The organism is Shinella granuli (genome assembly GCF_004341885.1).
Classification (GTDB): domain Bacteria; phylum Pseudomonadota; class Alphaproteobacteria; order Rhizobiales; family Rhizobiaceae; genus Shinella; species Shinella granuli.
The window spans coordinates 15,943-29,393 of the sequence record NZ_SLVX01000005.1 but is presented as its reverse complement, the minus strand read 5'-3'; the positions used below and the strand labels follow the sequence as shown (position 1 = coordinate 29,393).

General features: G+C 66.9%; 13 protein-coding genes. 9 read left to right on the top strand and 4 right to left on the bottom strand.

The window, feature by feature from the left end; all coding sequences use genetic code 11:
• Window positions 1-46: 46 nt before the first annotated feature.
• Together EV665_RS10170 and EV665_RS10165 are read right to left on the bottom strand one after the other, a co-directional pair.
• Window positions 47-1,363 (bottom strand): aspartate aminotransferase family protein, encoded by a 1,317-nt coding sequence (locus EV665_RS10170; RefSeq protein WP_133034011.1) that lies wholly within the window; start codon window positions 1,361-1,363, stop codon window positions 47-49.
• Window positions 1,364-1,365: 2 nt separating this feature from the next.
• Window positions 1,366-2,415: a phosphotransferase gene (locus EV665_RS10165; RefSeq protein WP_133034010.1), complete on the bottom strand. Its 1,050-nt coding sequence runs from the start codon at window positions 2,413-2,415 to the stop codon at window positions 1,366-1,368.
• Between the two features lie 282 nt (window positions 2,416-2,697).
• Here EV665_RS10165 and EV665_RS10160 point away from each other — a divergent pair, with 282 nt between their 5' ends.
• The 6 genes from EV665_RS10160 (at window position 2,698) to EV665_RS10135 (ending at window position 8,709) form a co-directional block, all read left to right on the top strand.
• On the top strand, window positions 2,698-3,378 hold the full coding sequence (locus EV665_RS10160; RefSeq protein WP_064333046.1) for a GntR family transcriptional regulator: 681 nt from the start codon (window positions 2,698-2,700) through the stop codon (window positions 3,376-3,378).
• A 72-nt stretch (window positions 3,379-3,450) separates the two neighbouring features.
• Complete coding sequence (locus tag EV665_RS10155; protein WP_064333047.1) at window positions 3,451-4,191, top strand: SDR family NAD(P)-dependent oxidoreductase; 741 nt, start codon at window positions 3,451-3,453, stop codon at window positions 4,189-4,191.
• A gap of 235 nt (window positions 4,192-4,426) precedes the next feature.
• On the top strand, window positions 4,427-5,455 hold the full coding sequence (locus tag EV665_RS10150; RefSeq protein WP_064333048.1) for an ABC transporter substrate-binding protein: 1,029 nt from the start codon (window positions 4,427-4,429) through the stop codon (window positions 5,453-5,455).
• A 219-nt stretch (window positions 5,456-5,674) separates the two neighbouring features.
• On the top strand, window positions 5,675-6,748 hold the full coding sequence (locus EV665_RS10145; protein ID WP_133034009.1) for an ABC transporter ATP-binding protein: 1,074 nt from the start codon (window positions 5,675-5,677) through the stop codon (window positions 6,746-6,748).
• On the top strand, window positions 6,745-7,923 hold the full coding sequence (locus EV665_RS10140) for an ABC transporter permease (protein WP_064333050.1): 1,179 nt from the start codon (window positions 6,745-6,747) through the stop codon (window positions 7,921-7,923). The genes EV665_RS10145 and EV665_RS10140 overlap by 4 nt, the downstream gene beginning before the upstream one ends.
• A gap of 3 nt (window positions 7,924-7,926) precedes the next feature.
• On the top strand, window positions 7,927-8,709 hold the full coding sequence (locus EV665_RS10135) for an ABC transporter permease (RefSeq protein WP_133034008.1): 783 nt from the start codon (window positions 7,927-7,929) through the stop codon (window positions 8,707-8,709).
• On the opposite strand, the gene EV665_RS10130 is transcribed toward EV665_RS10135, so the two are convergent.
• Window positions 8,706-10,100 (bottom strand): aminotransferase-like domain-containing protein, encoded by a 1,395-nt coding sequence (locus tag EV665_RS10130; protein WP_245507680.1) that lies wholly within the window; start codon window positions 10,098-10,100, stop codon window positions 8,706-8,708. The genes EV665_RS10135 and EV665_RS10130 overlap by 4 nt on opposite strands.
• Window positions 10,101-10,439: 339 nt before the next feature.
• On the opposite strand from EV665_RS10130, the gene EV665_RS10120 reads away from it, so the two are divergent.
• The 3 genes from EV665_RS10120 to EV665_RS10110 all read left to right on the top strand — a co-directional run bounded on the left by EV665_RS10120 (window position 10,440) and on the right by EV665_RS10110 (window position 12,911).
• On the top strand, window positions 10,440-11,303 hold the full coding sequence (locus EV665_RS10120) for a DMT family transporter (protein ID WP_133034007.1): 864 nt from the start codon (window positions 10,440-10,442) through the stop codon (window positions 11,301-11,303).
• 189 nt (window positions 11,304-11,492) lie between these two features.
• Entirely contained in the window at window positions 11,493-12,512 is a 1,020-nt protein-coding gene (locus EV665_RS10115) for a GlxA family transcriptional regulator (RefSeq protein ID WP_064333285.1), read from the top strand.
• A gap of 75 nt (window positions 12,513-12,587) precedes the next feature.
• The gene (locus EV665_RS10110) at window positions 12,588-12,911 is read left to right on the top strand and encodes a hypothetical protein (RefSeq protein ID WP_064333053.1); all 324 of its coding nucleotides are present in this window, start codon (window positions 12,588-12,590) and stop codon (window positions 12,909-12,911) included.
• 113 nt (window positions 12,912-13,024) lie between these two features.
• On the opposite strand, the gene EV665_RS10105 is transcribed toward EV665_RS10110, so the two are convergent.
• Window positions 13,025-13,330 (bottom strand): hypothetical protein, encoded by a 306-nt coding sequence (locus EV665_RS10105; protein ID WP_064333054.1) that lies wholly within the window; start codon window positions 13,328-13,330, stop codon window positions 13,025-13,027.
• Between the last annotated feature and the right edge of the window lie 121 nt (window positions 13,331-13,451).

The following is a 13,451-nucleotide window of genomic DNA, read 5'->3' as shown; positions in this document are numbered from 1 at the left end:
ACGAAAAGTGAAAGCCGGGGCTGCCGACGCAGTCCCGGCTTTTTCGTTACAGCGTCTTCAGGGTGTCGCCCAGCGCAGCCACCAGCATGTCGGCATTCTCGCGGGAGAAGACGAGGGGCGGACGGATTTTCAGGATGTTGGCGTTGGGGCCGGAGGCACTGATCAGGACGCGGCGCTCGCGCAGGCCGTTGACGATGCGGGTTGTCAGGGCGGCGTCGGGCTGCTTCGTCGCGGGGTCGGCGACGATCTCGACGCCGATGAAGAGGCCGGAGCCGCGGATGTCGCCGAGGGCGGGGTAGCGGTCGGAGAGGCCTTTCAGACCGTCCATCAGGCACTGGCCGACCTCCAGGGCGTTCTGCTGCAGGCCTTCCGTTCGGATCGTGTCGAGCACGGCCTTGCCTGCGGCGGCGGCGACCGGGTTGCCGCCGAAGGTGTTGAAGTAGCGGGCGCGGGGGCCGAACTCGGCGACCACGTCCGGGCGCAGCACGATGCCGGCCATCGGGTAGCCGTTGCCCATCGGCTTGCCGATCGTCACCATGTCGGGGGAGACGCCGTGGCGCTCGAAGCCCCACATGGCCTCGCCGGTGCGGCCGAAGCCGGGCTGCACCTCGTCGGCGACGAAGAGGCCGCCCGCGGCATGGATCGCATCCACCGCCGGCTTCAGGAAGCCTTTCGGACCGGCGAAGATACCGTCGCTGGAAAAGATCGTGTCGGTGATCAGCATGGCCGGCTTTATGCCGTGGCGCTTCAGGTCGGCGATGGCGGCGCTGACATCGCGGCCGAATTTCTCCATCATTTCTTCCGGCGAATGGCGGTAGCTGTCCGGCGCCGGCACGGTGCGCACATGGGCTCCGAGCGTCACGGCCTCGCCGAGCGAGGGCGAGAATTCGGCGACCGCGCTCGTCAGGCCGTGATAGGCAAGCTCCGTCGCGATGATGCCGGTGCCGCCGGTGACGAAGCGGGCGATGCGCACGGCAAGGTCGTTCGCCTCGCTGCCCGTACAGGTGAACATGGCCTGGCTGAGGTCGCCGGGGAAGGTGGCGGTCAGCGCCTCGGCATAGTCGACGATGCCTTCGTGCAGGTAGCGCGTATGGGTGTTGAGCACGGCGGTCTGGCGGGTGATCGCCTCCACGACGCGCGGATGGCAATGGCCGACCGAGGCGACGTTGTTATAAGCGTCGAGGTATCTTTCGCCCGCAGCGTCATAGAGGAAGACGCCTTCGCCGAGCACGAGGTGCAGCGGCTTTTCGTAGAACAGGCGATAGGCGGGACCGAGCACCTTTTCCCGGCGGGCGATCAGCGCCCGTTCGGTCTCGCTGAGCCGTTCGAAATCCTCGCGCGAAAATGCATTCACCATCGACATGATCAGGCCTCGGAAAGGTTGGGCACGAGCCTCTTCAGCCCGGCGGGGGTGAGATCGCCTATGTTCTGCAGGCCGCGCCAGGCGGTGGCGTGGTTGCGCATGATGTAGTCCCGGTTTTCCGGGAAGCGGGCGGAGCGCCATTCGGCGATGATGACCGACATGGCCAGCCGGCTGCGCGTCAGGAGCGGCAGCAGCTCGATCTCGCCGGGTTCCAGCGCGCGCGCCGACAGGAAGCCGGCGAGGAAGGCGCCGGTGCGCGCCGCCCAGTTGTCCGTCGCCAGGTGATAGGAGAGGGCGACGGCGATGTCGTTGACCAGCGGCGCATGCACCATGTCGCCGAAATCGATGATGCCCACCACCCGCGTCGGCTCCGCCGGATCGAGCAGGATGTTGTGCGGGTTGAAGTCGTTGTGGATGATCTGCCGCCGCGTGAGGCCGGTGATGGCGGGAAGGGCGCGCTCGAATTCGGCAAGCACGGTTTCCACCTGCGCCCGCCGTTCGGGCGCGACATGGTCGACGACCGCGCAAAGGTCGAGCGTGTGGGAAATGTCCCACATCAGCTTTCCGGCCGGCGGGCGGCCGTCGTAGTTCGCGAGGCCGAGACCGAGTTCGGCGAGCGCGCGGCCGACATTGCGGCTCTGCGCCTCGGAGACGGGCGTGCGGTACTGCAACTCGCCATCGAGGAAGGTGAGGAGGCGCATGATGCGCGGGCCGTCGGCGGTGGCAAGCGTATGGCTCGGCCCGCCCGCCTTCGTGGGAACGAGCCGCGGCACGGGCACGGCCGGGGCGGCGGCGGCAAGGTGCAGCAGCGCGCCGTCCTGGAATTCCAGCGCCGCGGGGTCTTCCGCCGGGTTGGCGATCTTCAGGACGAAGTCCGTGCCGTCCGCCCTTGTGAAGAGGAACGTCTCGTCCCGCTCGCTGGAAAGCCGTTTCACCGCGCCGGAGAGCCCATAGACCGCGGCGACGGCGGCCTCGGCATCGGGGAGCGCCGTCGCGCTCCAGGTCGCCGACATCGAATCCGTCTTCTTGGTTGCCGGCGCTGGCTGCGTCATGCTTGCTCCCTGGAGCATTTCCGCCTTTCTTCGAATCGCGAAAATGCTCTGTTTGTTCTACGCAACTCCAGACGCAAAACCGCTTCGCACTTTTGCTGGAATTGCTCCGGGCGCGGTTTCCCGCTGGTTTTGCCGCTCCTTCCGCGTCGCCTGCCGATGGTCGCGCCGGTGACATTGCCCTCGTACGGCGTTTGGCGGATGATGCCCGGGGCAGGTGATACTTGAAACACGTCAAAAAAGATGCATCAAGTATCTTATTACTCGATTTTGTGGATCAGTTCCATGGCTGAATTTACGACACTGGAACACGAAAACCTCAACAGGGTCGTCTATGGCGCGCTGTGCGACGCGCTGATGCAGGGCCGGTTCCAGCCCGGCGACCGGCTGAAGATCCGCGATCTCGCCGAGCAGTTCGGCACCAGCGTCACGCCGATCCGCGACGCCATCCTGCGGCTGGCCAATGACGAGGCGATCACCTTCCGCTCGCCGCGCGACATCCGCATTCCAGGCCTCAGCGAAAGCCGCTACCGGGAGATCCGGGCGATCCGCATCCGTCTGGAGGGGCTGGCGGCGGAAACCGCCGCGCAGGTGGCGACCAGCGCGGATATCCAGGCGCTGGAGCAGATCCTGCGGGAAAACGAGCAGGCAATCGCGGCCGGGGATCGGTTAAAGGGCACGCAGCTCAACCAGGCCTTTCACTTCCTTCTGCCGCAGATCGCCGGGCTTCCGGTGCTGACCACCATCCTGCGGCGGCTCTGGCTGCAGATGGGGCCGCACATTTCCGACGCCTACATCGCCGGCGGCCGGGCGATGATCGATCATCACTATCCGGTCGTGGAAGCGCTGAAGCGCCACGATCCGGCGGCAGCCTCGATGGCGATCGTCGACGATATCCTGCTGGGCGGCAAGCCGATCTTGGAGCGTATCGAAGGGGTCGGGGAGCGGGAGGCGCGCCGGGCATAGCCTTTCACGCGGGAGGGCTTGCAATTCAAAAATGGCCTATTACGATGTATCAAGCATCAATGGAGATCGCGCATGACCGAAGAACGCCGCTACATGCTGCTGACGGGAGCGAGCCGCGGCATCGGCCATGCGACGGTCAAGCTCTTCCAGGCAAAGGGCTGGCGCATCCTGACCGTCTCCCGCCAGCCCTTTTCCGAGGAATGCGCCTGGCCGTCCGCCCGTGAAAGCCATATCCAGGCGGACCTTGCCGACCTTTCGCAGATCGACCGGCTGGCCGCGACGGTGCGCGAGCGGCTGCCGAACGGCCGGCTGCACGCGCTCGTCAACAATGCCGGCATTTCGCCCAAGGGGCCGGGCAGGAGCCGCCTCGGCGTGCTCGATACGGATGCCGACGTCTGGACGCAGGTGCTCAATGTCAACCTCGTCTCGACGGCGCTGATCGCCCGCGCGCTGATGCCGGAGCTGGAAGCGGCGAAGGGCTCGATCGTCAATGTCACCTCGATCGCCGGTTCCCGCGTGCATCCCTTCGCGGGCGTCGCCTATGCCGCCTCCAAGGCGGCGCTGGCCTCGCTGACGCGCGAGATGGCGCATGAATTCGGCCGCCGCGGCGTGCGGGCCAATGCGATTGCGCCGGGGGAGATCGAGACCTCGATCCTCTCGCCGGGAACCGACGAACTGGTTGCGGCGGAAGTGCCGATGGGACGGCTGGGCGAACCGCGCGAAGTCGCGGAAACCATCTATTTCCTCTGCACCGAGCCGTCCTCCTACATCAACGGCGCGGAAATCCACATCAACGGAGGGCAGCACGTCTGACGACCGTCAATCGGGGAAAATATCCCGTTGACCGGGAAGACCTGGAATGCATCAATCGGTCGTAACGCCCAGGGGAAAGGGTGCGACGACCGGAGAGGCTGCAAGCAGCGCCGACAGGCCAAAGGCCGGGGCGGGCCGGCAGTCCGACAAAGGATCGTCATCGGGGACCGGGCCATCCGGCTCCTTCACAAACGAAGAAAAGGGGAGTGCAATGAAGACTGTCTTTCAATCCGGAATGCTCACGGCCGCGGCCATCGTGCTGTCGGCAGGCCTTGCCGCGCCGTCGCTCGCGCGCGACCTCACCATCGTCTCCTGGGGCGGCAACTACCAGGACGCGCAGCGCGACATCTACTTCAAGCCCTTCGCGGAAAAGTCCGGCAAGCCGGTGCTCGACGAAGCCTGGGACGGCGGCATCGGCGTCATCCAGTCGAAGGTCAAGGCCGGCGCGCCGAACTGGGATGCCGTGCAGGTGGAGGCGGAGGAACTGGCGCTCGGCTGCGCCGACGGCCTCTACGAGAAGATCGATTGGGACAAGATGGGCGGCAAGGACAGGTTCCTCGACAGCGCGGTCAATGACTGTGGCGTTGGCGCGATCGTCTGGTCCACGGCGATCGCCTATGACGGCGACAAGCTGGCGGAAGGCCCGGCGTCCTGGGCGGACTTCTGGAACGTCGAAAAGTTCCCGGGCAAGCGCTCGCTGCGCAAGGGGCCGAAATACACGCTCGAATTCGCGCTTCTCGCCGACGGCGTCTCCAAGGACGAGCTCTATGACGTGCTCGGCACGGAAGAGGGCGTCGAACGCGCCTTCAAGAAGCTCGACGAATTGAAGGCGAACATTGTCTGGTGGGAATCGGGCGCCCAGCCGCTGCAGTTCCTCGCCTCCGGCGAAGTGGCGATGACGTCGGCCTATAACGGCCGCATCACCGGCATCAACCGCACGGAAGGCAAGAACTTCAAGGTCGTCTTCCCGGGCAGCATCTACGCTGTCGACAGTTGGGTAGTGCTGAAGGACGCGGAGAACAAGGACGCCGCGCAGGACTTCATCGCCTTTGCCAGCGAGCCCGACAACCAGGCGAAGCTGCCGGAATTCGTGGCCTACGGCCTGCCGGTCAAGGAAGCGGCGGCCAAGGTTCCGGCCGAGTTCGCCAAGGACCTGCCGACCGATCCGGCCAACCTGACGGACTCGATCGCCCTCGATGTCGATTTCTGGATCGACAATGCGGAAACGCTGACCCAGCGCTTCAACGCCTGGCTGGCGCAGTAAGGCTGCTGCTTGCGGGGCGGAACGGCCCCTCATCCCGCTGCCGCGACCTTCTCCCCGCAGGCGGGGAGAAGACAATCCCGGCAAGGATCGGGCACAAACAGGCCTGCAGGCATATGTTGAGGAAAACGGTGCAACACCCCCTTCTTCCCGTCTGCGGGGAGACGGTGCCGGCAGGCGGATGAGGGGCGCTTGCCCGCCAGCGACCGTTCCGATGGAGTCATGACCTTGGCCGAATTCATCCGTTTCGACCGCATCACCAAATTCTACGGCCCGCTCTGCGTGGTCGAAAATCTCGATCTCGGCATCGACAAGGGCGAGTTCGTCAGCCTGCTCGGCCCGTCCGGTTCCGGCAAGACGACGCTCCTGATGATGCTCGCCGGTTTCGAGCAGCCGACATCGGGCAACATCCTGCTCGACGGCACCGCGATCAACGACGTGCCGACCCACAGGCGGGACATGGGCGTCGTCTTCCAGAGCTACGCGCTCTTCCCGCACATGTCGGTCGGCGAGAACGTCGCCTTTCCGCTGCAGATGCGCGGCATGGGCAGGGCGGAGATCGAGGGGCGCGTCAAGCGGGCGCTGGACATGGTGCAGCTTTCGGCCTTCGCCGACCGGCGCCCCTCGCAGCTTTCCGGCGGCCAGCAGCAGCGCGTGGCGCTGTCGCGCGCGCTGGTCTTCGAGCCGCGCGTCGTCTTGATGGACGAGCCGCTCGGCGCGCTCGACAAACAATTGCGCGAGCAGATGCAGCTCGATATCCGCGACCTGCACCGCCGCCTCGGCCTGACGATCGTCTTCGTCACGCACGACCAGTCGGAGGCGCTGACCATGTCGGACCGCGTCGCCGTCTTCAACAAGGGCAAGATCGAGCAGATCGGCACGCCCCGGCAGGTCTATGACGAGCCGGCGACGCGCTTCGTCGCCGAGTTCATCGGCGAGACCAACCTGGTCGAGGGCGTGGTCGAGGCGGTCGAGGGGGAGGAGGCGACCGTGCGCCTGCCGTCCGGGGCGCAGATCGTCTCGGCGGTTTCCGGCAGCGTCTCCTCCGGCCAGCCCGTCTTCCTTTCCATCCGGCCGGAGCGGGTCGACCTCAGCGAGACGCGGGGCGATGCGCGCAACTGCCTGGAGACGCAGGTCACCGACAGCGTCTATCAGGGCGACCACCTGCGCGTGCAGTTGCAGAACGCCGCCCATCCGCTGATCGCCAAGCTCGGCCGCCGGTCGCGTGAATTCCCGCCGGGCACGCGGGTCTATGCGGGCTTTTCGGCCGGCGACTGCCGGGTCATCGCGCCATGAGTGCGGGCGCCTCCCGGACCGGCCGGTCGCTCCTCCTGCTGGCGCCGCTGCTTCTCTTCCTCGTCGGCTTCTTCGTCTGGCCGCTGATCAGCATGATGTCGCAGGCCGTGTCGGATCCGGCCGTGCTGCGCCTCCTGCCGCGCAGCGCCGCGGTGCTGGCCGACTGGGATCGCGCCTCGCCGCCGACCATGCCCATGCAGGCCGCGTTGATCGAAGACCTCAAGGCCGTCGACGACGACCAGGCGCTCGGCGACATGGTGCGCCGCCTCAACAGCGCCCGCTCCGGCTTCCGCACGCTGATGGCGAAGACGACGAGCGCGCTTGCAGACACGGCCAATCCGCCCGCCGACCTCGTCTCCATCGACCAGCGCTGGGAGCGGCCGGAATTCTGGCTGGCGATCGCCGATGCGCTCTCGCCCTATACCGACCGCAACCTGCTCGCCGCCGTCGATCTCGGCCGCAATGCCGCGGGCAGCATCGAGCACCTGCCGGCCGACCAGTCCGTCAACCGGGTGATCCTCGTGCGGACCTTCTGGATCGCTGCGCTCGTCACCTTCGCCTGCGCCTGCATCGGCTTTCCCTATGCGATCATCGCCGCCTCGCTGACCGGCTGGAAGCGCGACCTGATGCTCGGCGCCGTGCTGTTGCCGCTGTGGACCTCGCTCCTGGTGCGCACCGCCGCCTGGTTCATCCTCCTGCAGGAACAGGGGCTGATCAACGATCTCCTGCGCTGGCTGCGCATCATCGACGCGCCGCTGCCGCTGATCTTCAACCGCACCGGCGTCATCATCGCCATGACCCATGTGCTGCTGCCCTTCATGGTGCTGCCGATCTACTCCGTGCTGATCACCATTCCGAAGAACCTGATGCCGGCCGCCGCCTCGCTCGGCGCGCCGCCCTGGCGGGCGTTCCTGCGCGTGCTTCTGCCGCTCAGCCTGCGCGGCGTTGCCTCCGGCAGCCTGCTCGTCTTCATCTCGGCGATCGGCTACTACATCACGCCGGCGCTGATCGGCGGGCCGGGCGACCAGATGATCTCGTCCATCATCGCCTTCTACGCCACGGGCTCGGCGAACTGGGGCATGGCCGGCGCGCTCGGCGTCGTGCTGCTCGTCGCGACGCTGCTGCTCTACAGTGTCTATGCGCGGCTCTCCGCCGATGAACCGGGGAGGCGATAGGCCATGCCGATGAAGCTCGCCAGGACCGCCTTCGCCGCGCTGACGATCCTGTTCCTCGTCGCGCCGCTCATCGCCATCCTGCCGCTCGCCTTCACCTCGAGCGTCATCCTTACCTATCCGGTCCCCTCTTGGTCGCTGCGCTGGTTCGAGGAGCTGTTCACCGCCGATGCCTGGCGGCGGGCGATCGTCAACAGCCTAATCATCGGCACCGGCACGACGCTGCTTGCCACGGTGCTCGGCACGGCCGCCTCGCTGGGTCTGCGCAACCGGCTCCTCTTCTTCCGCGGCTCCATGCGCACGCTCTTCCTGCTGCCGATGGTGGTGCCGGCGGTCGTGCTCGGCGTCGGCATGCAGGTGCTGCTCGCTGGCTTCGGCCTGACGAACAGCTATGCTGGCGTGATCATCGCCCATACGGTCGTCGCCGTGCCCTTCGTGGTGGTCAGCGTCACCGGGGCGCTCGCCGGCATCGACGAGCGGGTGGAGCTTGCGGCCCAAAGCCTCGGCGCACCGCCTGCCACGGTCTTCCGGCGCGTGACGCTGCCGCTCGCCATGCCGGGCGTGCTCTCGGGCGCTGTGCTCGCCTTCGCCACGTCGCTCGACGAGGTGGTGCTGACGCTCTTCGTCGCCGGCCCCAACCAGCGCACGCTGGCCCGGCAGATGTTTTCCAGCATCCGGGAGAACATCAGCCCCGCCATCGCCGCCGCCGCCTTCCTCTTCATCGCCGCGACGGTCGTGATCGGCCTCATCGTGGTGCTGTCGCGCTCCATGCTGGCGAAGCGGCGCTAGGCTGTTCGCTTCAGCGCATCGGCGAGGACCTGGTAGACGCGCGGTTCCAGCATGTGCGCCACGTTGAACCGCATGAAGCCGGTCGCACTCTGCGACACGCTGAAGACGTTGCCGGGGGCGAGCACGAGGCCTTCGGCAAGGGCGGCCTGCGCGACCTCGCCGGAATCCAGCCCCTCCGGCAGCCGGCACCAGAGATTGAAGCCGCCGCGTGGCTGGAGCCAGGGCGTGATGCCGAGCCGAAAAAGCCGCTCCGCCACCTCGCGCCGGGCACGTACCAGCTTGCGGCGCAGCTCCTCCATGTGCTTGCGGTAGCCGCCGCCGGCGAGCATATGGGCGATGATCTCGCTGGAGATCGGGCTCGGCCCGCCGAAATTGGTGGCGATCTGCAGGTCGACCAGCCCCTCGACCCAATCCGGCCGCGCGGCGATATAGCCGCAGCGCGCGGAGGCGGAGAGCGTCTTGGAGAAACTGCCGATGCGGATGACGCGGTCGAGCCCGTCGAGTGCGGCAAGCCGGGTGGAGGGCTCCGGCTCGAAATCGGCAAAGATGTCGTCCTCGACGATGATCGTCTCGTTGCCGGCGGCAGCGTTGAGCAGGCGGTGCGCCACCTGCGGCGACAGGGTCGCGCCCGTCGGGTTGTGGATGGCCGAATTGGTCACGTAGAGCCTCGGACGCTCTGCCGCGAGCACGGTCTTGAAGGCTGCGATGTCGGGGCCTGACGGCGTATAGGGCACGCCGACGACCGTCACCTGATGCGCCTTCAGCAGCGCCTGGAAATTGAAGTAGCAGGGATCGTCCACCAGCACCGTGTCGCCGGGGCGCAGCAGGAAGCGGCCGATCAGGTCGAGCGCCTGCGTGCCCGTGCTCGTCAGCATCAGGTGCTCCGGCGCGGCCGAAATGCCTTCCTCCGTGAGGCGCCCGAGCAGCAGCCGCCGCAGGAACGAGGAGCCGCGCGTGCTGCCGTAATAGGACAGGAGGTCGCCGTCGCTCTTCGCCAGGCTCCGCATCGCGCGGCGCAGCGCCGCGTCCGGCATCCAGTCCGCCGGCAGCCAGCCGCAGCCGGGTTTCAGCATTGCGGCATCGGCGTCGAGCGACTGGCGTGACACCCAGAACGGATCGACCGCCCGCGCCTTCGGCGTCTCCGCCTCGGTAAGCTTCAGCGGGGGCAGGGCGATTTGAGAGACATAGAAGCCGGAGCCGCGTTGCGCCCGGATCAGCCCCTCCGCCGCAAGCCGGTCATAGGCCTCCACCACCGTGGAGGGCGAAACGCCCATGGCGGCGGCGAAGCGGCGGATGGAGGGCAGGCGGTCGCCGGGCGCGAGAGCCCGGCCGGCGATGCGGCCGCTGATCGCCGCCATGACCTCGGAAATCCGGCTCGTGCTTTCGGTCATGTCCTCGCTCTTCGTATCCGGCATTCTTCCCTGGAAGGGGCGGTAGGCGGGCTGATGAAGCGCTTGTCCCCCTCATCCGGCCTGCCGGCCACCTTCTCCCCGCAAGCGGGGCGAAGGGGATATGCCGTGCCGTTTTCCTCAAACAATGGCCGTTCATGAGGCACGTCCCCTCTCCCCGCTTGCGGGGAGAGGGTTAGGGTGAGGGGCGGCCGCCTTGCCCATGGAGAATTGCCCAATCTGTATTGTATATTGAACCAGTACAGTTCTTTTCAATTGTATCGCTCCTCCCCTGTCTTCGCCAGCCCTCCTGGCGTAAAAAGGGGATGAATGCGAGGGCCAATGAAAACATCCATGGAAGCCTGGGGCAGCGGGCTTGCCGGCGTCGTCATTTTCAGCGGCTCGCTGCCGGCGACCCGCGTGGCGGTGGCGGATTTCTCGCCGCTCTTCCTGACGTCGGCCCGCGCGGTCATCGCCGCGCTGCTGGGCGCGGCGCTGCTCCTTGCCCTGCGCCAGCCGAGGCCATCGCGCGATACGCTTCTTTCGCTGGCGATCGTCGCGCTCGGCGTCGTCGTCGGCTTCCCCCTGCTGACGGCGCTGGCGCTGCAATACATCACCTCGGCCCATTCCATCGTCTTCGTCGGGCTGTTGCCGCTGGCGACCGCCATCTTCGGCGTGCTGCGCGGCGGGGAGCGGCCGAAGCCGCTGTTCTGGCTGTTCTCCGGCATCGGCAGCGCAACGGTGGTGGGCTTCGCGCTGAATTCGGGCGGCGAAGTCTCGCTCTTCGGCGATCTCCTGATGGTCGCGGCCATCGTCGCCTGCGGCCTTGGTTATGCGGAAGGCGCCAAGCTCTCGCGCAGGCTCGGCGGCTGGCAGGTCATTTCCTGGGCGCTGATCCTCTCCCTGCCGCTGATGGCGATCATCGCGCTCGTCTCGCTGCCCGAGACCTTCGCCGGCATCGATGGCGGCGCCTGGGCGGGGCTCGCCTATGTCTCGGTCTTCAGCATGCTGATCGGCTTCGTCTTCTGGTATCGGGGCCTCGCGCTCGGCGGCATCGCGGCGGTGGGCCAGTTGCAACTGCTCCAGCCCTTCTTCGGCCTCCTGCTCGCCGCCGTCCTGCTGCATGAGCGCGTGAGCCCGCTGATGCTGGCCACGACGCTCGCCATCGTGCTTTGCGTGGCCGGCGCCCGCAAATTTGCCCGCTAAAGCAATTCCAGCAAAAGTGTGAAGCGGTTTTGCGTTCGGAATTGCGTAGGGCAAATCCGGCCGACCTGCGCAGGACCGGCAGCCGGCGGCGTTCGGGGAATGGAGACGGCGCGCGAAATCTGCTATGGCTCTTGCCAGCGGTTCGTGCCTTCGACGATAGTGTCCGGCGGAACGGCCTGGGAGAGCTGGATGGCGGCAGATGTTCGCACGTCGAAGGAGATGAACGGGGCCCTTGCGCCGAAGGCGCTGCGCGTCGGCTTCATCCTGTCGAAAAGTTTCACGCTGTCGGCCTTCGCGCTGTTCGTCGATACGCTGCGGCTGGCCAGCGACAGCGAGGACCGTTCGCGCCGCGTCCACTGCGACTGGGACGTGCTGAGCAGCACGCGCAACTTCATCACCTCGTCGAGCGGCATCCAGGTCGCCCCGACCGCTCCCTTTGCCGATCCCGCCTGTTTCGACTACATCGCCGTCGTCGGCGGCCTCCTGTCGGTGGAGGAACCCATCGACAGCTATGCCCAGGCCTATCTGCGCAAGGCCGCCCAGGCCGGCGTCGGCCTGATCGGCCTCTGTACGGGCAGCTTCATCCTGGCCGAGGCGGGCCTTCTGAAGGGACACACGGCCTGCGTCAGCTGGCTGCACCACCGCGATTTCCGCGGCCGTTTTCCCGATATCGAGGCGACGTCGGAGCAGATCTTCCGCTTCGACGGCAAGGTCGCCACCTGTGCCGGCGGCAGCAGCGTCGCCGATCTCGCCGCGACGCTCGTGCGCCACCATGTCGGCGAGGCGGCCGAGCGCAACGCGCTGGAAATCCTGCAGATCCGCCACCGGCGCGATGCGACCGACGTGCAGCCGCGCAACCCGCTCGGCCTCGAGGCCCGCGACCGTCGCGTGCACCTCGCCATCATGATGATGGAACAGCACACCGAGGACCTCCTGTCGATCGACAGCATCGCCACCATGACGGGCGTCTCGCGCCGCCAGCTCGAGCGGCTGTTCGAGGGCGACATGGGCGCCTCGCCGAGCGCGATCTACATGAAGATCCGCATGGCCGCGGCGCTCACCATGGTGATGCGCACCAACAAGCCGCTGATCGAGATCGCGCTGGAGACCGGTTTCGAGAGCCTGTCGCACTTCACCCGCCGCTTCCGTGCCGCTTTCGGCGATACGCCCTCGCAGATCCGCCGCGACGGCCGCCGCCAGGCCGGCTGAGGGGCAAATCGCCCGGCCCCGGGAACCAAGCCGCGCGAAAACCGTTCGGTCTCCATTGCTGACAAGGAGACCGCAATGGCAAGCAACGACGTCCAATCCCAGATTTCCGCCCTGCGCGCAGAGATCGCCCAGCTCCAGAAGGATCTTGGCGAACGCGGCAGCGAGGCCTACGAGGCCATCCGCGATCGCGCCGGCAATGCCGTGGAGGCTGCCGGGCCGGCCGTCCGCTCGGCAACGAAATATGTGCGCAACGAAGGCGCCGCCGTCGCGCAGGCCGCGCGCGAGCATCCCGCGGCACTTTCTACGGTCGTCCTGACCGCAGGCCTTGCCGGCGTCGTCATCGGCTACCTGCTCGGCTCGCTCGAAAGCGAACCGCCCCGCCGCCAGCGCTGGTTCTGAGCAAACGAAAGCCCGGCATTGCCGGGCTTTTTCATGCTGTGAGGAAACGGATGCAGGATGCGGGTTTCCTTGATTTTCTCCGCATCCCCGGGCCTGGCCCGGGGATGCGCATGTCACCGGTGGCGAAGGCCGAACAGATAGCCGATGAAGGCGGCGCCGGCCAGCGCGGCGAGCGGGTTGGCCTGGATCGTCTGGCGTACCTCGTCACGCAGCGATTCCGCCTTGGCGACCGCCAGTTGGCCGGTTCCTTCGGCGATCAGCCCCGCGGATTCCTTCAGCCGGCTGATTTCCGCCTTCAGCGCCTCGATCTGTTCGCTCACCGTTGCTTCTGCCGCCGCAGCGCTGGCATCTTCCGAAATGCTGTCGCGCCCTTCAACGACGCCGAGCGTGCGTTTGCCGGTGCTCTTTTCGTCAGCCATGGACATGTCTCCTGGATTTGATGGAATGGCGAAAGGAGAACTTTTGCCGCGCCACTTGGTTCCCGCCGATGATTCAAACTGTGATCTTTCCGACGCGACCGGGCGATTGACTCTTGCGGAA